28 protein-coding genes are annotated in these 26887 nt (G+C 73.2%); 16 read left to right on the top strand and 12 right to left on the bottom strand.

Annotation, left to right across the window (positions count from 1 at the left end; translation table 11 throughout):
- The first annotated feature begins 11 nt into the window (after nt 1–11).
- The 3 genes from GGG17_RS09300 (at nt 12) to GGG17_RS09290 (ending at nt 2019) form a co-directional block, all read left to right on the top strand.
- Nucleotides 12–575, top strand: a complete 564-nt coding sequence (locus tag GGG17_RS09300) for a hypothetical protein (protein WP_154593439.1) — start codon at nt 12–14, stop codon at nt 573–575.
- A 16-nt stretch (nt 576–591) separates the two neighbouring features.
- A complete protein-coding gene (locus GGG17_RS09295; protein ID WP_154593438.1) occupies nt 592–870 on the top strand; it encodes an acetyl-CoA hydrolase/transferase C-terminal domain-containing protein in 279 nt (92 codons plus the stop codon).
- 177 nt (nt 871–1047) lie between these two features.
- Nucleotides 1048–2019: a bile acid:sodium symporter family protein gene (locus tag GGG17_RS09290; RefSeq protein WP_154593437.1), complete on the top strand. Its 972-nt coding sequence runs from the start codon at nt 1048–1050 to the stop codon at nt 2017–2019.
- Between the two features lie 87 nt (nt 2020–2106).
- Here the strand turns inward: GGG17_RS09290 and GGG17_RS09285 are convergent, their stop codons facing one another.
- The 3 genes from GGG17_RS09285 to GGG17_RS09275 all read right to left on the bottom strand — a co-directional run bounded on the left by GGG17_RS09285 (nt 2107) and on the right by GGG17_RS09275 (nt 6114).
- Nucleotides 2107–3546: an FAD-dependent oxidoreductase gene (locus GGG17_RS09285; protein WP_154593436.1), complete on the bottom strand. Its 1440-nt coding sequence runs from the start codon at nt 3544–3546 to the stop codon at nt 2107–2109.
- 17 nt (nt 3547–3563) lie between these two features.
- Nucleotides 3564–5267 carry an AMP-binding protein gene (locus GGG17_RS09280; protein WP_154593435.1) on the bottom strand — a complete coding sequence of 568 codons (1704 nt, stop codon included), beginning with the start codon at nt 5265–5267 and terminating at the stop codon, nt 3564–3566.
- A gap of 124 nt (nt 5268–5391) precedes the next feature.
- Nucleotides 5392–6114 (bottom strand): IclR family transcriptional regulator, encoded by a 723-nt coding sequence (locus tag GGG17_RS09275; protein WP_154593434.1) that lies wholly within the window; start codon nt 6112–6114, stop codon nt 5392–5394.
- Nucleotides 6115–6255: 141 nt separating this feature from the next.
- Here GGG17_RS09275 and leuC point away from each other — a divergent pair, with 141 nt between their 5' ends.
- The 3 genes from leuC (at nt 6256) to GGG17_RS09260 (ending at nt 9326) form a co-directional block, all read left to right on the top strand.
- Nucleotides 6256–7674 carry a 3-isopropylmalate dehydratase large subunit gene (gene leuC, locus GGG17_RS09270; RefSeq protein ID WP_154593433.1) on the top strand — a complete coding sequence of 473 codons (1419 nt, stop codon included), beginning with the start codon at nt 6256–6258 and terminating at the stop codon, nt 7672–7674.
- 10 nt (nt 7675–7684) lie between these two features.
- Nucleotides 7685–8275 carry a 3-isopropylmalate dehydratase small subunit gene (gene leuD, locus GGG17_RS09265; protein WP_154593432.1) on the top strand — a complete coding sequence of 197 codons (591 nt, stop codon included), beginning with the start codon at nt 7685–7687 and terminating at the stop codon, nt 8273–8275.
- A gap of 487 nt (nt 8276–8762) precedes the next feature.
- A complete protein-coding gene (locus GGG17_RS09260; protein WP_311966560.1) occupies nt 8763–9326 on the top strand; it encodes an HU family DNA-binding protein in 564 nt (187 codons plus the stop codon).
- A gap of 231 nt (nt 9327–9557) precedes the next feature.
- Here GGG17_RS09260 and cofC read toward each other — a convergent pair whose 3' ends face one another.
- A complete protein-coding gene (gene cofC, locus GGG17_RS09255; protein ID WP_154593431.1) occupies nt 9558–10265 on the bottom strand; it encodes a 2-phospho-L-lactate guanylyltransferase in 708 nt (235 codons plus the stop codon).
- A gap of 128 nt (nt 10266–10393) precedes the next feature.
- Here cofC and GGG17_RS09250 point away from each other — a divergent pair, with 128 nt between their 5' ends.
- Entirely contained in the window at nt 10394–11119 is a 726-nt protein-coding gene (locus tag GGG17_RS09250; protein WP_311966559.1) for a lysophospholipid acyltransferase family protein, read from the top strand.
- A complete protein-coding gene (locus tag GGG17_RS09245) occupies nt 11116–12135 on the top strand; it encodes an NAD(P)H-dependent glycerol-3-phosphate dehydrogenase (protein WP_311966558.1) in 1020 nt (339 codons plus the stop codon). The genes GGG17_RS09250 and GGG17_RS09245 overlap by 4 nt, the downstream gene beginning before the upstream one ends.
- A gap of 28 nt (nt 12136–12163) precedes the next feature.
- Here the strand turns inward: GGG17_RS09245 and GGG17_RS09240 are convergent, their stop codons facing one another.
- The 6 genes from GGG17_RS09240 to GGG17_RS09215 form a co-directional block, all read right to left on the bottom strand.
- Nucleotides 12164–13228, bottom strand: coding sequence for a trans-sulfuration enzyme family protein (locus GGG17_RS09240; RefSeq protein ID WP_154593429.1), 1065 nt, complete (start codon nt 13226–13228; stop codon nt 12164–12166).
- A gap of 44 nt (nt 13229–13272) precedes the next feature.
- Nucleotides 13273–14250, bottom strand: a complete 978-nt coding sequence (locus GGG17_RS09235; protein ID WP_154593428.1) for a GNAT family N-acetyltransferase — start codon at nt 14248–14250, stop codon at nt 13273–13275.
- Nucleotides 14251–14294: 44 nt separating this feature from the next.
- A complete protein-coding gene (locus tag GGG17_RS09230; RefSeq protein WP_154593427.1) occupies nt 14295–15368 on the bottom strand; it encodes a metallophosphoesterase family protein in 1074 nt (357 codons plus the stop codon).
- 122 nt (nt 15369–15490) lie between these two features.
- Nucleotides 15491–16459, bottom strand: coding sequence for a cation diffusion facilitator family transporter (locus GGG17_RS09225; protein WP_154593426.1), 969 nt, complete (start codon nt 16457–16459; stop codon nt 15491–15493).
- A gap of 21 nt (nt 16460–16480) precedes the next feature.
- Nucleotides 16481–16954, bottom strand: a complete 474-nt coding sequence (locus GGG17_RS09220) for a DUF3515 family protein (protein WP_288798267.1) — start codon at nt 16952–16954, stop codon at nt 16481–16483.
- Nucleotides 16955–16964: 10 nt separating this feature from the next.
- The gene (locus GGG17_RS09215) at nt 16965–17198 is read right to left on the bottom strand and encodes an Lrp/AsnC family transcriptional regulator (RefSeq protein WP_154593425.1); all 234 of its coding nucleotides are present in this window, start codon (nt 17196–17198) and stop codon (nt 16965–16967) included.
- A gap of 120 nt (nt 17199–17318) precedes the next feature.
- Here GGG17_RS09215 and thiL point away from each other — a divergent pair, with 120 nt between their 5' ends.
- On the top strand, nt 17319–18335 hold the full coding sequence (thiL, locus tag GGG17_RS09210; protein WP_154593424.1) for a thiamine-phosphate kinase: 1017 nt from the start codon (nt 17319–17321) through the stop codon (nt 18333–18335).
- Here the strand turns inward: thiL and GGG17_RS09205 are convergent.
- On the bottom strand, nt 18280–19431 hold the full coding sequence (locus GGG17_RS09205) for a DUF418 domain-containing protein (RefSeq protein WP_154593423.1): 1152 nt from the start codon (nt 19429–19431) through the stop codon (nt 18280–18282). The genes thiL and GGG17_RS09205 overlap by 56 nt on opposite strands.
- An 88-nt stretch (nt 19432–19519) precedes the next feature.
- Complete coding sequence (rpmB, locus tag GGG17_RS09200) at nt 19520–19714, bottom strand: 50S ribosomal protein L28 (protein ID WP_019287942.1); 195 nt, start codon at nt 19712–19714, stop codon at nt 19520–19522.
- Nucleotides 19715–19984: 270 nt separating this feature from the next.
- Here rpmB and GGG17_RS09195 point away from each other — a divergent pair, with 270 nt between their 5' ends.
- The 7 genes from GGG17_RS09195 to rnc all read left to right on the top strand — a co-directional run bounded on the left by GGG17_RS09195 (nt 19985) and on the right by rnc (nt 26886).
- On the top strand, nt 19985–21706 hold the full coding sequence (locus GGG17_RS09195; RefSeq protein WP_154593422.1) for a fatty acid kinase ATP-binding subunit FakA: 1722 nt from the start codon (nt 19985–19987) through the stop codon (nt 21704–21706).
- Nucleotides 21707–24019 (top strand): ATP-dependent DNA helicase RecG, encoded by a 2313-nt coding sequence (locus GGG17_RS09190; RefSeq protein WP_311966557.1) that lies wholly within the window; start codon nt 21707–21709, stop codon nt 24017–24019.
- Between the two features lie 15 nt (nt 24020–24034).
- Complete coding sequence (gene rsmD, locus GGG17_RS09185; RefSeq protein WP_311966556.1) at nt 24035–24610, top strand: 16S rRNA (guanine(966)-N(2))-methyltransferase RsmD; 576 nt, start codon at nt 24035–24037, stop codon at nt 24608–24610.
- The gene (coaD, locus tag GGG17_RS09180) at nt 24607–25098 is read left to right on the top strand and encodes a pantetheine-phosphate adenylyltransferase (RefSeq protein WP_154593421.1); all 492 of its coding nucleotides are present in this window, start codon (nt 24607–24609) and stop codon (nt 25096–25098) included. Before rsmD ends, coaD begins: the two co-directional genes overlap by 4 nt.
- Before the next feature lie 189 nt (nt 25099–25287).
- Nucleotides 25288–25857, top strand: coding sequence for a YceD family protein (locus GGG17_RS09175; RefSeq protein WP_154593420.1), 570 nt, complete (start codon nt 25288–25290; stop codon nt 25855–25857).
- 1 nt (nt 25858) lies between these two features.
- On the top strand, nt 25859–26053 hold the full coding sequence (gene rpmF, locus GGG17_RS09170) for a 50S ribosomal protein L32 (RefSeq protein ID WP_288798879.1): 195 nt from the start codon (nt 25859–25861) through the stop codon (nt 26051–26053).
- Between the two features lie 17 nt (nt 26054–26070).
- On the top strand, nt 26071–26886 hold the full coding sequence (gene rnc, locus GGG17_RS09165; RefSeq protein WP_154593419.1) for a ribonuclease III: 816 nt from the start codon (nt 26071–26073) through the stop codon (nt 26884–26886).
- Nucleotide 26887: the final 1 nt, after the last annotated feature.

The raw sequence follows: 26887 nt of genomic DNA, 5'->3' as shown, positions 1-26887 counted from the left end.
TAGGAAGCATCATGCGTCGCAAGACCCTCGACACCCTTCTGTCCGCCACCGGCCTGCTGCTCGCCCTCGTCCTGCTGGTCGCGGGCGGGCTGCTCACCTGGGCCTCGACCTTCGCGCAGGGTCAGGTCCACGACCAGCTCGCCGCGCAGAAGATCACGATGCCGTCCGGCAAGGCCCTCGAGGATCCGCAGATCAAGCCTTACCTCGAGAAGTACGCCGGGCAGGAGATGACCACCGGCGACCAGGCCAAGGCCTTCGCCGACCACTACATCCTCGTCCACATGAACAAGTCCTCCCAGGGCCGCACCTACGAGGAGGTCTCGGGCGAGTTCATGAAGAAGTCCAAGGACCCCGCCGCGGACAAGACCGAGGTCGCCCAGCTCGGCGAGCTGCGGCAGAGCCTGTTCATGGGCAACGCGCTGCGCAGCATGCTGCTCACCGCCTACGCCTTCGGCACCATCGGGCTCATCGCCAAGATCGCCTCGATCGTCGCGTACGTCGGCGGCGCGCTCCTGCTGCTGCTCGGCCTGCTCGGCCTGCGGCACGCGAAGCTGGCGGGCGACGCCGTCGTCTGACCCCCTGCGAGCCGGGATGCGCTGTCCGGCAGATCACACCGGGCGCCGGTGCCGCACGATTGCGGCGCCGGCGCCCCGGCGATTGGATGATGCACGACCTTCGAGGACGCCTATCGGCGCAGGCTCGCCAGCCCCCACGACGCGGTCCGTCCGGAGCCACGTCGTGACCGATCACGGCGTGGCTCACCTGCGGGGCAAGACCGACGCCGAGCGGGCCGAGGCGCTCATGGCGCTCGCCGACCCGGCCTTCCGCGCGCAGCTGGGGGAGCAGGCCCAGGAGATGCACCTCCTCTGACCCCCGTGGCCACCAACCACCTCTCCCGAGATCGTGAGTGCTCGGTCAACATTCTTGGACCAGACACACACGATCTCTTGGTGAGGGCGTCGCTTTTCGAGCGATCGGATGACGAGACGAGCGTCCCGGAACGTGGAACGGCGGGTCACAGTGTGTGGTCCGTCCTAGGAGGTCCCCATGTCCAGCCCCGCGTCCACCCAGCAGAGCGACCCGTCCACCGCAGCCGAGGACCGCTCGGCCCGGATGGCCGTCACCCTCTTCCCGATCCTGATCCTGGCGGCCGCAGCGTTCGGCTATCTGGCCCCGTCGTCGGCCAAACCCCTTCTGCCACACGTCAACACGTTGCTGGGGATCATCATGTTCGGGATGGGGCTCAGCCTGCGCGGGCAGGACTTCGCGCTCGTGGCCCGCCGGCCGCTTCCCGTCCTCATCGGTGTCGTCGCCCAGTACCTCGTGATGCCCCTGCTCGGCTGGGCGCTGGCCAAGACGCTCGGGCTGTCCCCGGAGCTGGCCGCCGGTGTCATCCTCGTGGGCTGCGCGCCCGGCGGCACCGCCTCCAACGTGGTGAGCTATCTCGCCAAGGCGGACACCGCGCTGTCGGTGGCGATGACCTCGGTGTCGACCCTGCTGGCCCCGATCCTCACCCCGCTGCTGACGTTGTGGCTCGCGGGGACCTACCTCCCCGTCGACGCGCGCAGCATGGCCTCCAGCATCCTGTGGATCGTGCTCGTCCCCGTCGTGCTGGGCCTGCTGGTGCGCACCTTCCTCGGCCGGGCCGTCGAGCGGGTGCTTCCCGCCCTGCCCTGGGTGTCCGTCGTCGCCATCTCGCTGGTCGTGGCCGCCGTCGTCTCGGGCTCGGCGTCCAAGGTCGTCGCTGCCGGCGGGATCGTCCTGCTCGCCGTCGTCCTGCACAACGGTCTCGGCTACCTGCTGGGCTACGGCCTTGCCGCCCTCACCGGACAGCGTGAGCGGGCCCGGCGCACCGTCGCCATCGAGGTCGGGATGCAGAACTCCGGTCTGGCCGCCGGCCTTGCGTCGCAGTACTTCTCGCCGACGGCCGCCCTGCCGGGCGCCGTGTTCTCGATCTGGCACAACCTCTCCGGCGCCATGCTCGCGGCGTACTTCCGGCGCCGCCCGATCCGGGACTGACCACCAACGCCCCCACCCAGGATCGTGAGTGCTCGGTCCAAGAATCCTGGAAGGACACTCACGATCTTGCGAGGGGGCGGCCGTCTGTCAGTGATCCGTGACGAGGCGGAGGAGCTCGTCCCAGGTCGACACCTTGACCCGCTCGCGACCCTCGCCGCGGCCGAGCTCGATCTCGGCCGCGTCGATGGCGCGCCAGTCGGCCAGGGTGCTCGGGTGGTGGCCGCGGGCGCGCAGGACGGGGCCGACACCGTCTCGAGACGCGACGGGTCGATGACCCTCGCCGGTCCGAGGGTCCGCGACGGAGCCAGGCTCCTCGACCCACCCACCCTGCAGGTCCCGTGGAGCGTCCTCGGCTGCCTGCAGGTCGGCGAGCACGTGCGCCACGGTCTGGGCGGCGTCGGACTTGTTGGTGCCGATGACGCCGATCGGTCCGCGCTTGACCCAGCCCGTGCAGTACTCCCGCGGCTGCCTCGCGCCCGCCTCGTCGACGACGCGGCCCTCGACGTTGGGGATGATCGCCCGCGTCCCGTCGAACGGCACGTCGGGCAGCGGGCTCCCGCGATAACCCACCGCGCGCAGCACGAGCTGCACGTCGAGCGTCTCGAGCGAGCCCGTCCCCTCGACCGATCCGTCGGGAAGCAGCCGGGTGCGTTCGACCGTCAGACCGTCCACCCGCCCGTCACGCTCGGTCATCTCCACCGGCCGGGCGTAGAACGCGAAGTGCAGCCGTCGCCGGCCCCCGTCCGATGCGGGGGCGCCGTCGCCCTCGATGGGCAGGCCGCGCAGCAGCTCGACGTTGGCGCGCGTGCGGCGGTCGAGGGCGTCCTCGTCCAGCCCGTCGAAGGCCCCGGACGAGACGGTGACGTCGATCCCGGGGGTGGCCACCAGCTCGCGCAGCTCCTTGGTGGTGTAGCTCGCGTGCTGCGGACCCCGCCGCCCGACGATCCACACGTCACGGACCTCGCTGCGGGCGAGCTCCTCCAGCACGGGCTCGGCCATGTCCGTCACCCGCAGGGCCTGGGCCTGCTTGAGCAGGATCCGGGCCAGGTCGACGGCGACGTTGCCGACACCGACCGTCGCGACCGCCCGCACACCGTCGAGCGGTTGAGGTCGCGCGTCGGGGTGCCCGCCATACCAGGCGACGAACTCGCGCGCGGAGCGGCTGCCGCTCAGGTCCTCCCCGGGTATGCCGAGGCGCACGTCCTCGCTCGCCCCGACCGCGTAGATCACCGCGTCGTAGGCCTCGAGCAGCTCGGCCCGGGACACGTCCCGACCCACCTCCACGAGCCCCCAGAAGGTGACGGCCTCCAGGTCGAGGGTGCGGGCGAGCGCCGTCGCCACCGAGCGGATGCTCTCGTGGTCCGGGGCGACGCCGTAGCGCAGCAGGCCGAAGGGCGTCGGCATCCGGTCGAGCAGGTCCACGTGGACCGGCAGCTCGTCCTGACCGGCCAGCGCCTGGGCGGCGAAGAGCCCAGCGGGTCCGGCGCCGACCACGGCGACCCGTCGGACGCGGTGCGCGTTCGTCATACGGTCCGGGTCCACGCTCAGCCGCGCAGCTCGGGGAAGTCGTCCTCGTGGAAGTCCCCGCTCGGACGGGCGTCCGCCGTGGCGTAGCCGGCGTCCTCGGCCTGACGCAGCTCCACCCGGCGGATCTTGCCCGAGATCGTCTTGGGCAGCTCCGAGAAGGACAGGCGCCGGATCCGCTTGTAGGGCGCCAGGTGTGCCCGGGAGTGGCGGAAGATCTCGCGGGCGGTGTCGGCGTTCGCCTCGACGCCCGGCACGAGCACCACGACCGCCTTGGGTACGGCGAGACGCACCGGGTCGGGGGAGGGGACCACGGCCGCCTCGGCCACGAGGTCGTGCTCCAGCAGGACGGACTCGAGCTCGAACGGCGAGATGCGGTAGTCCGAGGCCTTGAAGACGTCGTCCGCGCGCCCGACGTAGGTCAGGTAGCCGTCCTCGTCGATGCTCGCCACGTCGCCGGTGTGGTAGAAGCCGTCCCGCATGACCTCGGCGTTCTTGTCCGGGTCGCCGTTGTAGCCGACCATCAGGCCGAGGGGGCGGTGAGCCAGGTCGAGGCAGATCTCGCCCTCCTGCACGCCGACCTCGCCGGTCGCGGGGTCGACGAGCCGCACGACGTAGCCGGGGGAGGGCCGTCCCATGGCGCCGGGCTTGACCGGCTGGCCGGGGGAGTTGGACACGGCGAGCGTCGTCTCGGTCTGGCCGAAGCCGTCGCGAACCGTTGCGCCCCAGCCCTTCTCGACCTGCTCGATGACCTCGGGGTTGAGCGGCTCGCCGGCCCCGACCACCTTGGTCGGGGGTGTGCGCAGCGACCTCAGGTCGGACTGGATCAGCATGCGCCACACGGTCGGCGGGGCGCAGAAGCTGGTCACGCCGCACCGGTCCATGTGGTGCATGAGGGCCGCTGGGTCGAACCGCGTGTAGTTGTAGATGAACACGCACGCCTCGGCGTTCCAGGGGGCGAAGACGTTGGACCAGGCGTGCTTGGCCCACCCCGGCGAGGAGATGTTGAGGTGGATGTCGCCGGGCTCCAGCCCGACCCAGTACATCGTCGTGAGGTGCCCGATGGGGTAGGACGCCTGCGTGTGCTCCACCAGCTTGGGCTTGGAGGTCGTCCCCGACGTGAAGTAGAGCAGCATCGACTCGTCCCCGCGAGTGGACACCTCGGGCGTGTAGGTGTCGGGGGAGGCGGCGGAGTCGGCATACGACGACCACCCCTCGACCGGCTCACCGACGGCGATGCGGGTGTAGTCGCCGGTCACGCCGTCGAAGATGCCCGCGTCCTGCGAGCGGACGATCGCGTGCTGCGCGCCGCCGCGCTCGATCCGGTCGCGGACGTCGGCCGGGCCGAGGAGGGTCGTGGTCGGGATGATGACGGCGCCGAGCTTGATGCACGCGAGCATCGACTCCCAGAGCTCGACCTGGTTGCCGAGCATGACGATCACGCGCTCGCCACGCCGCACCCCCTGGTCGCGCAGCCAGCAGGCCACCTGCGACGAGCGACGGGACATCTCGGCGAACGAGACCTTGGCCTCCGACCCGTCCTGCTCGACGATCCACAGGCAGGGCGCCTCGTTGCCGAGCGCGACCTGGTCGAACCAGTCCAGGGCCCAGTTGAACTCCTCGATCTGCGGCCAGGTGAACCGCTCCTTGGCGGCGGCGTAGTCGGTGCGCAGGTCCAGGAGCAGGTCCCGGGCCTCGCGGAAGGTCTCGGTCGCAGCGGTCATCGTCTCTCCTCGTCGAGTCGGATGGACGGCGGAAGCCTGCGACCAACGTAGGACGGGAGGGCGTGAGGTGCGGTGGCTGAATCGCCCAGCGGTCGAGGTGACCCGCCGGGCGGCTCGCTCCGCGTCAGGAGGAGGAGGTGCGGCGCAGGATCTCGGTCAGCTTGTTGGCGCCGGCGACGACGGTGGCGGCGTGCAGCCGTCCCGGCTGGCGCGAGATGCGCTCGATGGCTCCCGAGATGGAGACGGCGGCGACCACGCGGCCGGACGGGCCGCGGACGGGGGCGGAGACGGACGCGACGCCGAGCTCGCGCTCGCTGACGCTCTGGGCCCAGCCGCGGCGACGGACGCCGGACAAGGTGGTGGCGGTGAACTTCGCGCCCTGCAGGCCGCGGTGCAGCCGGTCCGGCTCCTCCCACGCCAGCAGGACCTGCGCGGCGGACCCGGCGAGCATGGACAGCGAGGCGCCGACGGGGATGGAGTCGCGCAGCCCCATCGGGCGCTCGGCCGCGGCGACGCAGATGCGGTGGTCGCCCTGGCGGCGAAAGAGCTGGGCGCTCTCCGAGGTGTGGTCGCGCAGCGCGCCCAGCACGGGGCCGGCGGCCGCGAGGAGACGGTCCTCGCCGGCGGCGCTGGACAGCTCCCCGAGGCGGGGCCCCAGCACGAAGCGTCCCTGCATGTCGCGGGCCACCAGGCGGTGGTGCTCGAGGGCGACGGCCAGGCGGTGGGCGGTGGGTCGGGCCAGTCCGGTGGCCGCGACGAGCTGGGCCAGGGTGGCCGGTCCGGCCTCGAGCGCCCCCAGCACGACGGCGGCCTTGTCGAGAACACCGACCCCAGAAGAGTTGTCCATAGGATGATACTGCCGTCTCGCTGCCTGAGACGCAAATCCGAGCGGTGCCGATATGAGAAAGCCTGCCACTCAGCCGGGCGCTCAGCCCGTCGACGCACGCTCGAAAGCGTCGTCACAGCCAGCACCAGCCGGAGGAATCTCATGAGCGGCACCCTTGCCGAGAAAGTGTGGGACGCCCACGTCGTCCGCCGTGCTGACGGCGAGCCCGACCTGCTCTACATCGACCTGCACCTCCTGCACGAGGTGACCAGTCCTCAGGCCTTCGACGGGCTGCGGCTCGAGGGGCGCCAGGTGCGCCGCCCGGAGCTGACGCTCGCGACCGAGGACCACAACGTCCCCACCACACCGGGCCCCATCACCGACCCGGTGAGCCTGACCCAGGTCAACACCCTACGCCGCAACTGCGAGGAGTTCGGCATCCGCCTCTATCCCATGGGGGACGCCGAGCAGGGGATCGTCCACGTGGTGGGCCCTCAGCTCGGCCTCACGCAGCCCGGGATGACGGTGGTGTGCGGGGACTCGCACACCTCGACCCACGGAGCCTTCGGGGCGCTGGCCTTCGGCATCGGCACCTCCGAGGTCGAGCACGTCCTGGCCACCCAGACGTTGCCGCTCAAGCCGTTCCGCACGATGGCGATCACCCTCGAGGGCGAGCTGCCGGACGGCGTCACCGCCAAGGACGTGATCCTCGCGGTCATCGCCGAGATCGGCACCGGCGGCGGCCAGGGCTACGTGCTGGAGTATCGCGGCTCCGCCATCCGCGGCCTGTCCATGGAGGCGCGGATGACCATCTGCAACATGTCGATCGAGGCGGGCGCCCGCGCAGGCATGATCGCCCCCGACGAGGTGACCTTCGACTTCCTGCGCGACAAGCCGCACGCCCCGCAGGGCGCCGACTGGGACGCCGCCGTCGAGGCCTGGACCGCGCTGCGCACCGACGACGACGCCACCTTCGACCGCGAGGTCACGATCGATGCGAGCACCCTCACCCCCTACGTGACCTGGGGGACCAACCCCGGCCAGGGGCTGCCGCTGTCGGCGTCCGTCCCCGACCCGGACCAGCTGGGGGACGACAACGACAAGGCCGCCGCGCAGCGGGCCCTGGACTACATGGGCCTGCGCGCCGGCCAGCCGCTCAAGGAGATCGCGGTCGACACCGTCTTCGTCGGGTCCTGCACCAACGGCCGGATCGAGGACCTGCGCGAGGTCGCGGGCATCCTGCAGGGCCGGCGGGTCGCCGAGACCGTGCGGATGCTGGTCGTCCCCGGGTCGGCCCGCGTGCAGCTGCAGGCCGAGGCCGAGGGCCTCGACGCGGTGTTCACCGAGGCCGGTGCCGAGTGGCGCCTCCCGGGCTGCTCGATGTGCCTCGCCATGAACCCCGACAAGCTCGCGCCGGGGGAGCGCAGCGCCTCCACGTCCAACCGCAACTTCGAGGGGCGCCAGGGCAAGGGCGGTCGCACGCACCTCGTGTCGCCGGCCGTGGCCGCCGCCACCGCCGTGCGCGGCACCCTGTCCAGCCCCGCCGACCTGGAGCCGGTCCGTGAGCCGGCCGCCCGCTGAGGAGCCCGCCATGGATGCCTTCACCACGCACACCGGCGTCGGAGTCCCGTTGCGTCGCAGCAACGTCGACACCGACCAGATCATCCCGGCGGAGTACCTCAAGCGGGTCACGCGGTCGGGCTTCGAGGACGGCCTCTTCGCGGCCTGGCGCGGCGACCCCGGCTTCGTCCTCAACCAGGAGCCGTATGCCGAGGGCTCGGTCCTGGTCGCCGGCCCCGACTTCGGCACCGGCTCGTCGCGCGAGCACGCGGTCTGGGCGCTGATGAACTACGGCTTCCGCGTGGTGATCTCCAGCAGGTTCGCCGACATCTTTCGTGGCAACTCCGGCAAGGCGGGGCTGCTCACGGCCGTCGCGTCCCAGGGGGACGTCGACCTGCTCTGGAAGGCGCTGGAGAACGAGCCCGGCACCGAGATCACCGTCGACCTGCAGGACAAGACGATCACCTGCGGCGACGTGGTTGCCCCGTTCGACGTCGACGACTACACCCGCTGGCGCCTGCTGGAGGGGCTCGACGACATCGGCCTGACGCTGCGGCACGAGGACGCGATCGAGGCCTACGAGGCGCGCCGGCCGGCCTACAAGCCTCGGACGACCGTCTAGGGGACCCGGCCCGGCGCTCGTCGAGGACGCTGCTCACCCGGACGGCGTAACGCCACGCCCGATGGCGGACAACGGATCTCGGCCTCTTGGGGACCCCTCACGAGGCGCTGCTGCGGTGCCGTCCGGCTCGTCCTGGCGCGCTCGTGCGGCCTGCCTGGATCCCGGTCGCGTCGCGTGGCAAGGACGAACTCCTGTGTGAAGCAACGGCCTTCGGCGGGAGCTGCCGGGCGCGGCCCAGCCGCGGGACGACCCGGACCGACCCGGACCGGCTCGGGCCGGCCGGTGCGCCTGCTGACCGGCGACCGGGTCCGATGCCCAATGTCGTTGCCGCGCAAGGCTGCCAAGTTCGACAAACCGTAGACGCCGCGACCGGTTACCCCTACCGTCGATGCCAGGTCGAACGTCGTTGCCGTGCAGGCCTGTTGCGGCGAGCTGACCTGCGACGACCGGTAACCGCCGGGCGTTCATCGGGATTCGTGGAGGAATCGTGAACAAGGCAGATCTGCTCGACGCCCTCGAGGACCGTCTCGGCAGCCGCAAGGCCGCGTCCGACGCGGTCGAGGCCCTCGTCGACGTCGTCATCCGTGAGGTGGCCAAGGGCGGCAAGGTCGGCATCACCGGCTTCGGCACCTTCGAGCGCGCCGCGCGGGCGGCCCGCACCGGCCGCAACCCGCGCACCGGCGAGTCCGTGCGCATCAAGAAGACCAACGTCCCGAAGTTCCGCCCGGGTACGCAGTTCAAGGAGGTCGTGTCCGACCCCAAGAAGCTGCCGAAGTCCGGTGTCGCGGGTGCTCGCGCCAACTCGGCCTCGGCGCTCGGTGCCAGCACGACCTCCGCGCCGGCCAGGAAGGCCGCCACCAAGAAGGCGACGACGAGCACGACCAAGGCCGCCTCCGCCAAGCGCACCGCCAAGGCGACGACGACCAAGAGCACGACGGCCAAGAGCACGACCGCCAAGAGCACGACGGCCAAGAAGACGTCCGCCGCGAAGGTGGCGACCCCGCGCCCCGCGGCCCGGTCCACCGCCAAGAAGGCCGCGCCCAAGAAGTGACGGGCGCCTAGCCCGAGGACTCCAGGAGGGGACGCCACGACCGTGGCGTCCCCTCCTCTCGTCGTCGCCGGTGGCGACGCACGTCCGGCACCGCACCTGGCTCGCCTGGCTGCTCTTCGCGGGGTTCTCGGTCGTCTGCACGGTCTGTCTCTCGCTGGGCACGACCGCCTTGCTGCTGACCCCGGCTCGCCCTCGCGGGTGGTGCGTGCGCTGTCCTCGCGGTCGCCCTCGTCAACGGTGACCCTGGGGCTGCTCGGCGGCTGACGGCGCGGGGGTGCCCAGCGAGAGGACCATGGCCGTATGCCGACCCACCCCCATCGCCGCCACGCGGGCCAGCGACGCACGGTCGTCGACGTCCAGGCGTAGGCGGTCCGGCACCGGCCCGAGCGTCGTCAGGTCCACCGCCCCCGCGCCGTGCCGGCCCGCCGAGCCCGCACCGAACGCCGGGTCCAGCGCCACACCGGGACGCGCCGTCAGCAGCACGGTGCCCGTGCCCTCGTGATCGGGGACGTAGCCACGCTCGACGCCCTCCGCCAGCCGCAGCACGGCCGCGAGGTCGTCCGGGTGGAGGCCGGGCAGGTCCCCCAGCAGGGCGGCGACCGCCGGGGCGGGCAGCCCCGAGGCGGCGGCGCGCTCCTCGGCATACGACGCCCCGGCCCGCAGGGCCGCATCCAGCCCTGCGCCCGGGTCGGCGAGGACGGGGACCTGCCACGACCTGGCGTGCGACGCGACCGCGTCGTCGGAGGTGACGACGACGACCGCGGGGCCACCCAGGCAGTGCCGGGCGGCGTTGATGGTGTCAAGGGCGAGGCTCATGGCCAGCAGGTTGCGGGGCACCCCGTCGGGTGGCTGGAGGCGGGACTTGCCCCGTCGGGTGTCCTTGACGGGGATGACGAACCGCCAGGAGACGGGGTGTGCGGGGCAGACGTGACCGGACATCGCCTGCAGTCTTGCAGGCGCGGCGCGCGGTGCGCTGAGGTCGACAGCACGCGGGACGCTCCGCGAAGATGTGTCGGCGGGCCACCTGGCCGGGAGCTCCGGCCAGCCCGCGTGTCGAAGGGACTGACGTGGGTCGATCGCCGAAGGTTCGGCTGCCGTGGGCCTATCGCGTGTGCGTCGCGATCGCCAAGTCCGGCGTCGTGCCGCTGACCAGGCGCGACTGGCGTGGGGCCGAGCACCTCGACCGGCCCGGTGGCGTGGTCGTCTGCTGCAACCACGTGTCCCACCTGGACTTCATCATGCTGGCGCACTTCCTCTACGACAACGGCCGGCCGCCGTTCTTCCTCGCCAAGGACGCGGCCTTCCGGGTGCCCGTCCTCGGGCGGCTGATCGGCCTGGCCGGCCAGATCCCCGTCTACCGCAACACCGGTCGGGCGGTCGAGGCCTACCGGGCGGCCACCAGGGCCATCCAGCAGGGCAAGACCGTGCCGATCTATCCCGAGGGCACCATCACCCGTGACCCGCGGATGTGGACGATGACGGGCAAGACCGGTGCCGCCCGGGTCGCCCTCGAGACCGGGTGCGCGGTGATCCCCGTCGCCCAGTGGGGCGTCCAGGAGCTGCTCGCGCCCTACTCCGGGCGGCTGCGCCCCTTCCCCCGCAAGACGATGCGGGTGCTCGCCGGGCCGCCGGTGGACCTCTCCGACCTGCAGGGCCGGCCGGTCACCGGCGAGGTCGTCCGCGAGGCGACCGACCGCATCATGCGCGACGTCGTGGGCCTGCTCGAGCAGCTGCGCGGCGAGCAGGCTCCCGAGACGCGCTACGACATGCGTCGTCACGGGGAGTCCGAGTGAGCACCACCGGGACGTCCCGCCGGGTCGCGGTGCTCGGCACGGGCAGCTGGGGGACGGCCTTCTCGATGATCCTGGCCGACGCCGGCAACGACGTCACCATGTGGGGTCGCCGCGCCGAGGTCACCGACGAGATCCGCCGGCAGCACACCAACGGGCAGTACCTCCCCGGCCTGACCCTCTCGCGTCGCATCACCGCGACCCAGGACGTGGCCGAGGCCCTCGACGGGGCGCAGGTGGTGGTGCTGGCGGTCCCGTCGCAGAGCCTGCGCGCCAACCTCGAGCGGTGGCGCCCGCACCTGCCCGGCGACGCGCTGCACGTCTCCCTGATGAAGGGCATCGAGCTCGGCACCGGTCGGCGCATGTCAGAGGTGATCTGCGAGGTTGGGGACGTCGACCCGGAGCGCGTGTCCGTCGTGACCGGCCCCAACCTGGCGCGCGAGATCGTGCGTCGCGATCCCGCCGCCAGCGTGGTCGCCTCCGCCTCCAAGGACACGGCCGAGGCGGTGGCGCACGCCTGCGCGACCCCCTACTTCCGTCCCTACACCGAGACCGACGTCGTCGGGTGCGAGCTCGGCGGTGCGACCAAGAACGTCGTCGCGCTCGCCGTCGGCATGGCCGAGGGCCTCGGCATGGGCGACAACTCCAAGGCCTCGATCATCACCCGCGGCCTCGCCGAGACCACGCGCCTCGGCGTGCGGCTCGGCGCCAAGCCCCTGACCTTCTCCGGGCTCGCGGGGGTTGGCGACCTCATCGCCACGTGCATGTCACCGCTGTCGCGCAACCACTCCTTCGGCGTCAAGCTCGGTCAGGGGATGACCGTCGACGAGGTCGTCGCCGAGACCCGTCAGGTGGCCGAGGGCGTGAAGTCGGCCGAGTCGATCCTGGCGCTCGCGGGCAGCGTCGGGGTGGACATGCCCATCGTCGAGCAGGTCGCGGCAGTCGTCCACGACGGGCGCGACCCGAGCGAGGTCGTCACGCAGCTGATGTCGCGCGCTCGCAAGGAGGAGCGCCGCTAGCGCCTGACGGGGCGGCGCGCGGGCGGGGCTAGATCCCGCGCAGCGCCTGGTCCAGGTCGCGCCACAGGTCGTCGACGTCCTCGATGCCGACCGACAGGCGCACGAGCTCCGCCGGCACGACGAGCGGCTCGTTGGGGTGACGCCGGCGTCGCTCGAGCAGCGACTCCACGCCGCCGAGGCTCGTGGCGTGCGTCCACAGTTGCGTGGCCGCGCACACCCGGTCCGCCGCCTCGGGTCCCCCCGCCACCTCGATCGACACGATCGCCCCGACGCCCGGATAGCGCACCCGGCTCACCGCGGGGTGCCCCCGCAGCCGTCGGGCCAGCTCGGCGGCGTTCGCCGACGCTCGCTCGACCCGCAGGGCCAGGGTGCGCATGCCACGCAGCGCCAGCCAGGTCTCGTGCGGTCCGGGGATCGCCCCGTGCAGGGTCCGGTGCGTGCGCAGCCTCTCGGCCAGCTCGGGGTGGTCGGTGACGGCGGCCCCGAGGAGGACGTCGGAGTGGCCCGCGAGGTACTTCGTGACCGAGTGGACGGTCACGTCGACGCCCAGACCGAGCGGACGCTGCCCGACGGGAGTGGCAAAGGTGTTGTCGCACACGACGATCGCGGCGGCGTCGTGCGCTGCCGCGGCGATCCCGGCCAGGTCGGCCACCTCCAGGAGCGGGTTGGTGGGCGACTCCAGCCACACCAGGTCCGCGCCGGGCAGGGCCCCCACCACCGCGTCCAGGTCCGCCGGGTCCACCCGCCGCAGCTCGCGCAGCGTCCCGTCGGACTCGAACGACTCGAGCAGCGAGAGCGTCGTGTTGTAGGCCCCGTCCGGCGCCACCACCACCCCGCCGCGCGGGACGAGGGACAGGACGGCGGCCACGGCCGCCATACCGCTGGCGAAGGCGAGGCACCGCCCACCCTCGAGCGCCCCCAGGGTCTGCTCGAAGGCGTCCCACGTGCGGTTGCCCGCGCGGCCGTAGACCGGATCCCCGCCGGCGACAAAGGTGCTCGACAGCTCCAGCGGGGGGTTGACCGGCGCGCCCGGCTCGTGCGCCGGGCGGCCGAGCGCGACGGTGCGGGTGGCCAGGGTCCAGTCCTCGTCCATGCCCACACCGTATGCCGAAGAGCGCCGTGGTCCCCGTCAGGTGATCAGGAGGGCTGCCCGCGGTAGTGGTAGCGGTGGTGCCGCCGCCAGCCGAGCGCGTCGTAGAGGCCGGTGGCCGCGGCGTTGGTCTGGAGCACCTGCAGGTAGCCGAAGCGCGCCCCCGCCGCGCGTCCGGCCCGGGTCAGCTCGCCCATCGCCCGGCGGCCGGTCCCGCGCCCGCGCGCGCCCTCGTCCACCACGAGCTCGGTGATGCCGCACCAGTCCTCGGTGACCACCAGGCGCGCCCGAGCCACGAAGTCCCCGTGGGAGCGCAGCGTGAGGTAGCGAGCGGGGCACGCGGTGATCACGTCCACCGCCCGGGGGTGGCGGCCGTGCAGGGGGCTCTCGGGGGCGAGCCACTCCTCGTCGGGCTGCTCGGACCAGGAGGCGGTCAGGCCGTCCAGCGGCGCAGGCTCGAGGGATCGCAGGTCTGCCACGTAGGTGAAGGTCGGCGTCACCACCTCGTAGCCGCGGGCGGCGAGGAGCGCGTCCACGGCGCCGGCGGGGTCGTCGGGACCAGTCATCGGATAGGCCACCTGGAAGCGCGCTCGCGTCCCGCGCTCGGCGTAGAAGGCCTCCACGCGCGCCACGGCGTCCTCGACCGGCAGGCCGGGATCTCCTGCGACCAGAGCGGAGTTCGCGCGCCCCGTGTAGCCCGCGCCCGCCCGCAGCAGCCACCCGCCCAGGCGGTGCTGCTCGAGGCCCGGCCAGCCGCGCGCGGCGAGGCGCTGCACGTCGTCGACGGACGAGCTCGGACGCACGACGCGGGGCGGCACCTCGCGCGCAGCCCGCACGTCGGCGACCGCCACCGTCTCGGGGGCGCGGTCCTCGGGCAGCAGCGTCCAGGTGCTCGTGTCCGCGGCGACCAGGACGCCCACCACGTCCCGCGCCCCGGACCCGGTGACGGGGTGGCCGGTGACGGGGTGGCCGGTGGCTACGCGGACGGCATACCGCCGCCCGGGGCGGACCTGGGGGAGAGGCATGGGCTCACTCTCCCACGGTGCCGCTCGGCCGGGCGGCACCCGCCTCAGCCGAGCGGCACCCGCACGTAGGACAGGACGTCCTGGGAGCCCTTCTTGGCCTTGGGGTCCACCGTGACCTTGAGGTAGTCGTCCGCGGCGTCCGACCCGTCGACCGTGATGCGGTGCAGCCGGGGGGCCGGGGTGGTCAGGCCGTAGCGCTGCAGCCACACCGAACCGGGGGCCAGCGGGTGATCGTCGTTGTACTTGTGCGAGTCGCCGTCGAGCAGGTAGCTGGCGCCCTCGAACCGGTTGGACTCGTCGGTGAGCGCCTTGATGACGGGGATGAACGCGGAGTTCTGGTCGAGGGACCAGCCGTCGTACGTGCCGTCGAACATGTCGGCCTGGATGGCGATGACGACGGCCTTGGCGCGGGTGCGGCGCGCCTCGGCGTAGGCCTCGCGGATCTGGGTCACCGCGGCGGCGGTGCGGTCCACGGCCTCCGCCAGCTGCTGCGGGGTGGCCGCGGTCTTGCCGGTCCAGGGGGCGAAGCCGTTGTTGGAGCCGACCACGTGGGCAGTGGCGAACTCCACGCCCGCGCGAGACCACGAGACGTTCTCGGGGAAGCCGATCTCGGTCTGCGGGTTGACGACGAGGGGGTGCTTGCCCAACGTGCGGCCGGGCTGGGGGTAGAAGGTGGCGCGCACGGCGGCGAGCCGCTCGAGCGGGTCGTAGGCGCCGTTGTTGGGGCGGTGGCAGTCGGTCCACTCGTTGTCGCCGGGGGTGTAGACGAGGGGGTCCTCGAACCGGTCGAGCTGGCCGCGGACGAAGTGGAAGTACTCGTCGGAGCAGACGGTCGAGCCGTTCTTGATGTCACCGACGTGGATCACCAGCCGGACGTCGGGGTCGGCGTTGATCGTGTCCACGTCGTGTGGGAAGCGCGCGATCTTGGCTGCGCCGTAAGGGGTGTCGCCGATGACGGCGAAGGTGTAGGCCTTGTCGCTGCCCTGGCCCCTGCCCCTGCCGGGGCCGTCGTGGCCCGGGCCGCGGCCGTCGGTGCCCTGCCCGGCGAGGGCGGGGGCGCTCGCGGACAGGCACAGGGCGAGGGCGCCGAGACCGGCGAGGGCGTGACGGGTGCGCATGGCGGACCTCCGGGGGAGTCGGGTCGAGACCCCGCATGCTCCTCCCCTCAAATGACGGTCGGGCGTCCCGGGGACGACCGCCAGGCCAACACGGGGAGGCGTCGGTCCAACAGGGGGAGGCGTCAGTCCAGCACGATCGAGGGCCGGTCCGGCGTGGCGAGGGTGAGGACGGCCTCCTCGACCATCTCGTGGGTCCGCAGCTCGTCGCCCAGCCGGTCCAGGGTCACGGCGAGGTCGTGCTCGGGGGCATCGCCCGTGAGGTCGACCGCCGCCACCATGAAGACCTTGTCCGGGCCCACCCACTCGAGGTGGAGATAGGTCACCCGCTCGATCTCGGCGTGGCCCAGCAGCGCGGCGAGCGCCTTGCGACGGAGGTCCGGCGACACCGCCTGGCCGGTGAGGAAGTCGCGGTTGCGGTCGATCAGGAAGCAGGCGACGATCCCGAGCAGGATGCCGACGAGGATCGAGCCGACCGCGTCCCACACGGGGTCGCCGGTGAGCTCGTGCAGCACGATCCCGAGCGTGGCCAGCACGATGCCGATCAGCGCGGCGCTGTCCTCCGCCACCACGGCCCGCAGCGTCGGGTTGGACGTGCGCCATACGTAGCGCGCCGGCGACAGGCCGCGTTCGCGGGCCTCGCGCCGCGTCTGGCGCATGGCCTGCAGCCAGGAGATGCCCTCCAGCACGAAGGCGACGGCCAGCACGGCATACGCGAGGAGGTAGTCGGTCTCGGCCTCCTCGGAGGTCAGGGACGTGATGCCGTGCCAGATGGAGACGATCGAGCCGGCGGTGAACAGGCCGAACGCCGCGAACATCGACCAGACGTAGGCCTCGCGGCCGTAGCCGAGCGGGTGCGAGCGGTCCCGGGGGCGTCCCGACTTGCGCTCGGCGAGCAGGAGGAAGATCTCGTTGCCCGCGTCGGCCCACGAGTGCGCGGCCTCGGCCACCATCGACGCCGACCCGGTGATCACGGCGACGACGGTCTTGGCGACGGCGATCAGCGCGTTGGCGCCCAGGGCGACGAGGACGGTGAGCAGGCTCTCGCCGCCCTTGTGCTCTGCCGGAGCGGCGGTGCCTGGAGAGTCGGTCATGCGACCCAGTGTGCCCCTGGTTCAGGTGCAGCGTCGGCCGGTCGAGGGGAGAGATCTCACGGCGTCGGCGAAGGCGCCGACCCGCAGGGGCGCGGGGGCGTAGCGCTCGGGCACGAGCACCTCGATGGCGGGGTCGGTGCCGTATGACGTCAGCCGCGTCCCGTCCGTCAGCCGCTGCACGACCCAGTCGGTCCCGCTGACGTCGATGCACTGGTCGGTGCTGGGCGGCTGGGGCGCCAGGCCGCAGCGCGCGATGATCGCCGGGGACCCCCAGGCCGCCGCGCTCTCGGCGCCGACCAGGTCGTCCCGTCGCGGCTCGCCCGCGACGGAGGTGGGCCAGTGCGCCCTTGCCGCCACGCAGGCGCTCGAGGTGTCGGCGGGGCCGGCGGCCACCTCGACCGGACGCGGACGGAGCAGGAGCAGCGTCACGGCCACCGCCGCGAGTGCGCAGACGGTGGCCGTGACGAGGATGCGCCGGTCGAGCAGACCCTGCACGGTCTCCTGCTCAGCCGTGGACGACGGTGCAGGTCAGCGTGCGGGTGATGCCCTGGATGTCCTGGATCTTGGCGATGACGAGCTGGCCCAGCTCGTTGACGTTGTCCGCCTCCACGCGGGCGATCACGTCGTAGGGTCCGGTGACCTCCTCGGCCTTGACGACCCCGTCGATCGCACCGACGGACTCGGACACCTGGGACGACTTGCCGACCTCGGACTGGATCAGGATGTAGGCCTGGACCATCGAATCCTCCACTCGTTCTGGGCTGCCGCCGCGTCGCTGCGGCGGGTGCGGGACCAAGGGCGGTGCCGCGTCGCGACCACGGTAGCGTGTCGCTCCCGAAGGCTCGCACTGGAGGTCCGCATGTCACAAGCCCACGCCGGGGACGGGCCGCGCCTGCGGGACCTGTCGGAGGAGGAGCTGCTCGCGCGGATCTTCCCGCACTTCGCCCAGGGCGAGGACGTGCTGGTCCCGCCCGGGGACGACGCGGCCGTGGTGCGGGCCGCGTCGGGGTCGGTGGTGGCGACGACGGACACGATGGTGCTGGGCCACGACTGGCGCGACGAGTGGTCCGCACCGGCCGAGGTCGGCGCCAAGCTCGTGACGCAGAACGTCGCCGACCTCGCCGCCATGGGCGCCCGCCCCACCGGTCTGCTGGTCACGCTCGCGGCGCACCGCGACCTGCCCGAGTCGTGGGCGGTCGAGTTCGCCCGGGGGGTCGGCTCCCAGGCCGAGCGGTATGCCGTGAGCGTCGTCGGTGGTGACCTCTCGGGCGCGCCCGACGGCGTGGTGATGGTCTCGATCACGGCGCTCGGCGACCTGGAGGGCCGTGACCCCGTGCTGAGGTCGGGCGCCCGGGTCGGCGACGTGCTGGCCGTCCACGGCAGCCTCGGACGCTCCGGAGCGGGGTGGTGGCTGCTCGAGCAGGGGGAGGGCCTTGAGCCGGGGACCGGGGCGTCGAGGCTCGTCCGGGACCACCTCGTGCCCACGACCGACGTCGGGGCCGGGCGCGACGCCGCCGCTGCCGGGGCCACGGCCATGATGGACGTCTCCGACGGGCTGGTGCGCGACGCCGGGCGGATCGCGCGCGCCTCAGGGGTGCGCATCGACCTGGGCCGCGCCGGGCTGCTCGACGTGGTCGCGGGCCTCGCGGCGAGCATCCCGCTCGACGTGGCGTGGCAGCAGGTCCTCACCGGGGGGGAGGAACACTCGTTGATCGCGACCTTCCCGCCCGGCGCGGCCGCCGTGTCGCCCGACGAGGCGGGGCCGGTGCGGTGGCGGCCGATCGGGCGGGTCGTCGAGGCGGACGATGCCCTGCCGCGGGTCACGCTGGACGGCGTGGCGGTCCAGGGGCAGGGCTTCGACCACTTCGCGGGGTGACGGCGGCGACCGCCCGTCGGGTGGCCCACTCCAGCGGCCCGGACGACAGGGGGCTCGGCAGGGTGCGCCGCCAGGTGAGCAGCACGACCGCGATGATCGTCACGTGCGCCGCCCACAGCCACCACGGTCCCAGCCCCGGGTGGGCCTCCAGCACGCGCTCGGTGCCGGGCAGCAGCAGGACGTGCAGGGTGTAGGCCGACAGGGTCATGGATCCGAGGTCCGCGGCACCGCGCACAAGGGCCGACTCCCGGACCCGGGGCCGCCGGCACAGGGCGATGACGCCGGCGAGCACCAGGAGCGCGAGGCCACCGCTGACGAGCAGGCTGGGTGTCGACGGCAGATAGGCCCCGACGAGGGTGAGCCGGTCGACGTCGTCGGGCAGGCTCGACGCCTCGACCGCGGCCCGCCGCTCCGCCTCCAGCAGGGCCGTGCGACGGGTCAGGACGAGAGCGAGGATGCTGCCGACCCGTCCGACGAGCACCAGGCTGAGCCCGGCCAGGGCCAGCGCGGCGGGCCGTGCCGGGCGATTGCCGTCGGGCAGGCTGGCCCGTGCGGCGAGGACGCCGAGCAAGCCATAGGCCGTCCAGAGCACCGCGGGGTAGGACGTCGCGAACGCCGCGGTGGACAGGGCGTGCGAGGGGTCGAGCAGGTCGCTCCACCCCACGTCGGGGAGCCACCGACCGGCCAGGCCCCGGCGCCCGAGGTGGGCGACGAGGGGTGCCAGCAGAGCGACGGAGGCCGTCACGCCGAGCAGGACGCGGGTGGTGCGCCGAACGGCCCAGGTGACGACGACGGTGACGACCGCGAGGGGCACCAGCACGATCGCGGCCCGGGTCCCGAGGTCGGCGAGGGTCAGCCCCACGACGGCGAGGGCGCCCGCGCGCACGAGACCGGCCCGAGCCGTCGACCCGCGCCGGTGCGCGGACCACCCGAGCTGAGCCCCGACCCCGACGAGCACCGCGAACAGCACGGCGTGCACGTCCCACAGGACGGCGCTCGCGAGCCCGCCGACCAGGTGGTTCACCAGGATCCCCAGCAGGGCCAGGCAGCGGGCCACGTCGACCGCCGCGACCCGGGAGGGGGAGGCGGACGTCATACGGCCTCCTGCCCGGTGGACGGCCCCGACGACACCGAGGGCGGCCCTCCCGTGGAGAGCCGCCCTCGGCGGTGTTGCGGTGCTGGTGTCAGCGCTTGACCTTGCCCGCCTTGAGGCAGGAGGTGCAGACGTTGAGACGCTTGGGGGTCACACCCGCGTCGCCGACCAGAGCCTTGACACGCTGGATGTTGGGGGTCCAGGTGCGCTTGGTGCGACGGTGCGAGTGCGAGATGCTGTGACCGAAGGACGGTCCCTTGCCGCAGACATCGCAGTTGGCAGCCACGGTGATCTCCTACATTCGTTGACAGTCGGGGTGCGCCCCGACGAGCACGCCGACGGCGCGGAGGTGGTGGGGCAACCGCTCTAGCGTAGCCGACGGGGGCAGTGGGATCCAAACCTGGCGTAGCTGACCTCGGCCGAGCAGCTCTCGCAGCTCTCGCAGCTCGCGGGTCTGGCAGCCCTCACGGGTCTGGCAGGTGTGTCGGTGCCCTCGCGTAGGCTCGACGCGAGCCGAGCGTGAGTCGAGCCGGAGTCGAGCCGGAGGGAGGCGCGGATGGGTGAGCAGCAGCGCGGTGAGCCAGGTGCTCCGCGTGGCCCGCGTGGCCCGCTGAGCGTGCTCGACCGCCACGCCCTGCGGCTGTGGGCCGTCCGGTCGCGAGCGGCGCTGGCCGAGCGGCGCGAGGAGATCGACGCGCTCAACGTCTTTCCCGTCCCCGACGGGGACACCGGCACCAACATGTTCCTGACGCTGGACTCCGCCGTCGAGCGGTCGGTCGCGGCCGAGCCCGAGGAAGAGCTCACGGCCTTCGCCCGCGCAGCCGTCCTCGGCGCGCGCGGCAACTCCGGCGTCATCGTCAGCCAGCTCGTCCGGGGCCTGCTCGACGTCGTCGAGCGCCCCGCGCATGACGGCGGCGCCGACGCCGGCATCGTGGCCCAGGCCTTCCGCCGGGCCTCGGACCTGGCCTACGCCTGCGTCGGGGACCCCGCCGAGGGCACGATCCTGACCGTCGCCCGCAGCGCCGCCGAGGCGGCCGAGGCGCGGGCCCGTCAGGCGCAGGCCAGCCTCAGCGCCGTGGTCGACGCGGCCGTGGCCGCGGCGCGGGCGGCGCTGGACCGCACCCCCACCCAGCTCGCCGCCCTGAGGACCGCCGGGGTCGTCGACGCCGGCGCCTCCGGCCTCGTCACGGTCCTCGACGCGCTCAAGCGGGTGGTCGACGGCGGTGGGAGCGACGTGGACGACCCGCGCGACGGCGACCAGGCAGACCCCGCGGCGGAGGCGGACCGGCTGGCCGCGCTCGCCCGCGAGGCCCACGACGGGCCCGAGGTGGGGGAGGACTACCGCGGTCCCCAGCACGAGGTGATGCTGGTGCTCCACCTGTCCACGACCGCGGCCGTGGACCACCTGCGCTCCGCGCTCGGTGCCCTCGGCGACAGCGTCGTGGTGGCGGTCGACGGCGACCTGGCGCGCGTGCACGTGCACGCCGACGACCCCGACGCCGTGCTGCGGGCCGCAGACCAGGCGGGTGCCGTCTCGGGGGTCACCGTGACCGACCTGCACGCCCAGGCCGCGACCGTGCGAGAGAGCCGGGAGGCCACCGGTGCCCTGGCCGCCCAGGACGGCCCCCTCGTCGTGGTCTGCACCGACGGGCGCGGGTTGCGCGAGCTCTTCGTCGACGAGGGCGCGCTCGTCGTGCCGAGCAGCCCCGGCGCTCGGGCCAGCGTCGGCGCCATCGTGGACGTGGTCGAGCACCACCCCGACCGTCCCGTGCTGCTGCTGCCCAACGACCCCGACGTCCTGCTCACCGCCACGAGCGCGGCCGACGAGCTGACCACCGCCGGTCGCGAGGTGCACGTCGTGCCCTCCCGGTCCGACGTCGCCGGCCTCGCGTGCCTGGCGGTCCTCGACCGGGGGGCGCCCGCGCACGAGGCGGCCGAGGCGATGCGGACCGCCGTGGAGGAGGTCCGCAGCGGAGCGATCGCCCGCGCGGCCCGGGACGCGTCGACGGCGGCAGGACCCTGTCGGACCGGGGACCTGCTCGGCATCGTCGAGGGTGACATCGTCCTGGTGGGGCAGTCCGCGGCGGCGGTCGGGACCGAGCTGCTGGACCGTCTGCTGGAGCAGGGTGGAGAGCTGGTCACCCTCGTGACCGCGGGGCTGCCCGACGCGGACGTCGCGGCCGTGCGCGAGCACCTCACGCGCCGGTGGCCCGACGTGGAGGTGGGCGTCCACAGGGGCGGGCAGGCGGCATACCTGCTGATGGTGGGGGTCGAGTAGGTGCCGGGGGAGACGACCTGGGTGGACCGGGAGGGCGCGGACCGCGCCGGGCCGGGCAGTTCCCTGCGCTCCCTGCTGGGCAAGCGCACCGCTGACGTGCTGGCCAAGGCCGGTCTGGTCACGGCCGGTGACCTGCTGGAGTGGTACCCCCGGGACTATCTCGAGGCCCGGCTCTCGACTGCTCGGCTGCGCGAGGGGGAGCACCTCGTCGTGGTGGCCGAGGTGCTCAAGGCCGTCGTCGCGCCGGTCCGCTCCAACCCGCGCAAGAAGCTGCTGCGGGCCACGGTGACGGACGGTACGACCGAGATCGACCTCACCTTCTTCAGCCACTGGGGACCGGCCAAGGACCTCACCCCCGGCACGCTCGCGGTGTTCTCCGGGCGAGCCGGCACCTTCAACGGACGCTGGCAGCTGTCGCACCCCGACTACCAGGTCATCCAGGACTCGGTGCGCCACCAGCAGATCCTGCCCGTCTACCGGAGCGTCGACCGGCTGACCTCTTGGCAGATCGGGACGGCGATGGGCATCGTGCTCGACGCGGTCGGCGAGCTCGAGGACCCCGTCCCGGACGAGCTGGTCCGCCGCCACGGGCTCTGCGACCGGACGACGGCGGTGCGCCTGATCCACCAGCCCCGCGCCTGGGGCGACCTCACGACCGCCCGCTCCCGGCTGCGCTACGACGAGGCCCTGGTGCTGCAGACGGCCCTCGTCCAGCGGCGCCTCACGGCAGCCCGGGACGAGGGCACCGCCCGTCCCGGCCGGCGCGGTGGCCTGCTCGACGCGTTCGACGCGGCCCTGCCTTTCCCCCTCACCGAGGGGCAGCGGGTCGTCGGCGAGGAGCTCGCCCACGACCTGGCCTCGCCCGTCCCCATGCACCGCCTCCTGCAGGGAGACGTGGGCTCCGGCAAGACGGTCGTGGCGCTGCGCGCCATGCTGCAGGTCGTCGACTCCGGCGGCCAGGCCGCCCTGCTCGCCCCGACCGAGGTGCTCGCCGCCCAGCACGAGCGCTCGGTCCGCGCGATCATGGGCCCGCTCGCCGAGGGTGGCCTGCTCGGCGGGGCGGACGAGGCGACCCGGGTGGTGCTGCTCACCGGGTCGATGAGCGCCGACGCGCGCCGCCGAGCCCTGTCCGAGGCGGCCTCCGGGCAGGCCGGCATCGTCATCGGCACGCACGCGCTGATCCAGGAGCACGTGCAGCTGGCCGACCTCGGGCTCGTGGTCGTGGACGAGCAGCACCGATTCGGCGTCGAGCAACGAGATGCCCTGCGGGCCAAGGCATCCCGGCCACCGCACGTGCTGGTCATGACGGCGACGCCGATCCCGCGCTCGGTCGCCATGACGGTCTTCGGTGACATGGAGACCGCGATCCTGCGCGAGCTGCCGGCGGGCCGGTCGCCGATCACGACCCACGTGGTCCATCAGGGCTCCGGCACCTGGATGGCCCGCATGTGGCAGGTCGTGGCCGAGGCCGTGGCCGCCGGGCGGCAGGCCTATGTCGTGTGCGGACGGATCGGTGACAACGACAGCCCGAGCGGCGAGGAGACCGAGGACGGCTTCGTCGAGGCCCCGCCCGAGGGGGTCGAGGGTGCGGCGGGTGCGGCGGGTGCCGAGGACGACCTGGGCGCTCGGGGCCACGAGGGCTCCGACGCCCGCGCGGGGGCCCGGCGACCGGACGCCATGAGCCTCCTGCAGGCCTACGACCTGCTCGTGCACGCCACCCCCCAGCTCGAAGGGGTGCGGCTCGGGCTCCTGCACGGGCGGCTCGCGGGCGACGACAAGGACGCGGTCATGCGGAGGTTCGCCGCGGGCGAGATCGACGTGCTCGTCGCGACCACGGTCATCGAGGTGGGGGTCGACGTGCCCAACGCGACCGTCATGGTGGTCCTCGACGCCGACCGCTTCGGGATCAGCCAGCTCCACCAGCTGCGCGGCCGGGTCGGTCGCGGTGAGCACGCGGGCACCTGCTTCCTCGCGAGCACGGTCGAGCCCACCGGCGACGACGGGGACGTGCCCGTCGCCTGGCAGCGGCTGCAGGCCGTCGCTGGCACCACCGACGGATTCGCGCTCGCCGAGCATGACCTCGAACTGCGCGGCGAGGGCGACGTCCTGGGGGCGAGCCAGAGCGGGCGTCGACGCCGCATCCGGATGCTGCGCCTGGCCGACCCCCGCGACGTCGAGCTGATCGCCGAGGCCCGGGAGGACGCCCAGGACCTGCTGCGGGACGACGTGGGCCTCGCGGCGCACCCGCGGCTCGCGGCGTGGCTCGCCGACACGCTCGACGACGAGAGCGCTGCCTACCTCGAGCGGGGGTGACCGTAGGCTGCCCGCGTGACCAGGATCATCGCCGGCAGCGTCGGCGGCCGGCGCCTCAGCACCCCCACCGGCCGTGGCACCCGCCCCACGAGCGACCGCGTGCGCGAGGCGGTCTACTCCCGCCTGGCCCACCTCGACGTCCTGGCCGGCGCTCACGTCGCCGACCTGTATGCCGGGTCCGGCGCGCTCGGGCTCGAGGCCGCCTCGCGGGGGGCCGCGAGCGTGCTGCTGGTCGAGCACGACCGGTCTGCGGCGCAGGTGGCGACCCGCAACGCCAGGGAGCTCGGCCTCCGCGAGGTGACCGTGCGCCGCGACACGGTCGAGCGCGTGCTCGCGGGTCCGCGAGCCGGGGAGCCGTTGGACGTGGTGCTGGTCGACCCGCCATACGACCTCTCCGAGGAGGCCCTGGCGGCCGTCCTCGGCCGCCTCGTCGACGGGGACTGGCTCGCCCCGGAGGCCGTCGTCGTCGTCGAGCGGTCCTCCCGGTCGCCCGAGCCGCGCTGGCCGCAGGGGCTGTCCGTCGTGGACCACAAGCGCTACGGCGAGACCTCCGTGTGGTACGCCGAGCACGCGGTAGGTTTCACGCCATGAGCGAGGTCCGCCGCTGCATCTGCCCGGGCTCCTACGACCCCATGACCCTGGGCCACCTCGACATCGTCGAGCGCGCCACGCGTCTCTACGACGAGGTGGTGGTCGGGGTGCTCTACAACCCGGCCAAGGCCGACTCGGGGATGTTCGGCATCGACGAGCGGGTCCGCCTCATCGAGGAGTCGGTCGCTCACCTGCAGGGGGTGTCCGTGGGGGCCTACGCCGACGGCCTGCTGGTGGACCTCTGCACGAGGCTCGGGATCGGCGCCATCGTCAAGGGCCTGCGGTCGGGCACCGACTTCGCCTACGAGCTGCCCATGGCCCTGATGAACAAGCACCTCACCGGGGTCGAGACGGTCTTCCTGCCCGGCAACCCGGCCTTCGAGCACGTGTCCAGCTCGCTGGTCAAGGAGGTATGGCGCCTCGGCGGCTACGGCCTCGACCTCGTCCCGGAGCCGGTGGCGCAGGCGCTGCGGGCGCGAGGCGCCTGAGCCCTGGACGATCGCCCGGACGACCGCCCGGGCGGCCCGTGGTGCATTTGGGGCAGCCCGCCACGTCCGGTAGTCTTGTGCGTCGGTCTGTGTGCCGGCGCCCGGGGCGCCGACGACGGGCCGGCAGCACCGACCTGCACGATCTCGACGACCGTGCGTTCACCATCCTCGACCGCTCGGACTGGAGCCATGTCCCGACTCGACCCCCGCTCGCCCCTGGTGTTCGACACCCGGGAGCTCGGTCGTCGCCCCGGGTCCATGCACGCCGAGCAGCGCGTCGTGGACGCCCCGGAGGACCTCGGGACCGACGTCATCGCGGTGGCGCCCGACACCCCCGTGACGATCGACGTGCGCTACGAGTCCGTGCTCGAGGGCGTGCTCGTGACCGGCACCATCACCACCACGGCGACCGGCGCCTGCGTGCGGTGCCTGGACCCGGTGACCCTCCCCGTGGAGGCCACCTTCCAGGAGCTGTTCGCCTACGCCGAGCGTGCTGCTCGGCACGAGCAGGTGGCGACGGACGACGAGGACGACGACGTGCGTGAGCTCGAGGGAGACCTGCTCGACCTCGAGCCGGTGCTGCGGGACGCAGTGGTGCCCACCCTGCCGTTCCAGCCGGTGTGCCGGGACGACTGCCCAGGGCTGTGCTCCGAGTGCGGAGCGCACCTGGCGGACGATCCGGACCACCACCACGAGGTGCTCGACCCCCGGTGGTCGGCCCTGCAAGCTCTGACCAGCAACGAAGAGAAGAGGAACTGACGTGGCTGTCCCGAAGCGGAAGATGTCGCGCTCCAACACCCGTTCGCGTCGCGCGAACTGGCGCACCACGGCGACCGCCCTCATGGCGTGCCCGCAGTGCCGCTCGATGAAGCAGCCGCACATGGCCTGCCCGTCCTGCGGTTCCTACAACGGCCGTCACTACGCGGCCGCGGAGCGCACCGAGCTCCAGGGCTGACCGGGGTCGCCGAGCGCATGAGCACCACGTCACGCGCCGGGACCGGTCCGGAGGGTTCGCAGCAGCGGCCCGTCGGCGCCCTCGTCGACCACCTCGCGCAGGTGGTCGGAGAGCGCGTCGACGAGTCGCTGCTGTCGCGCGCCCTGACCCACCGGTCCTACGCCTACGAGCACGGCGGCCTGCCGCACAACGAGCGCCTGGAGTTCCTGGGCGACTCCGTGCTGGGGCTCGTCGTCACCGATACGCTCTATCGCACCCACCCCGACGAGGCGGAGGGGCAGCTCGCCAAGCTGCGGGCCGCCGTGGTCAACATGCGCGCCCTCGCCGACGTCGCGCGCGGGCTCGACCTCGGGGCCTACCTCCTGCTCGGTCGCGGTGAGGAGAGCACAGGAGGTCGCGACAAGACGTCCATCCTTGCCGACACGACCGAGGCCGTGATCGGCGCCGTCTACCTGTCGTGCGGCGCGGCGGCGGCCTCGACGCTCGTCCACCACCTCCTCGACCCCCTCATGGCGTCCTCCGCGCGCATGGGCGCGGCCCTGGACTGGAAGACCTCCTTGCAGGAGCTCACGTCCACCCTCGGGATCGGCGTCCCGGAGTACGCCATCACCGACGAAGGACCCGATCACCTCAAGGTCTTCACGGCCCAGGCCGTGGTGGGCACCGAGGTGCTCGGCGAGGGCGTGGGGCGCTCCAAGAAGGAGGCCGAGCAGAAGGCTGCCGAGGTCGCCTGGACCGAGCTCAGCGCCCGAGGCACCTCGCCGACCGCCGACGACTCCGTCGCCACGGACCTCGACGGGACCCCGTCGGGGGAGATCCTCGAGCGCGGCTGAT

This window comes from Arsenicicoccus cauae, assembly GCF_009707125.1.
GTDB classification, from domain to species: domain Bacteria; phylum Actinomycetota; class Actinomycetes; order Actinomycetales; family Dermatophilaceae; genus Arsenicicoccus; species Arsenicicoccus cauae.
Note: the sequence above shows the minus strand (reverse complement) of the source record. Positions and strands in the feature narration are given on the sequence as shown.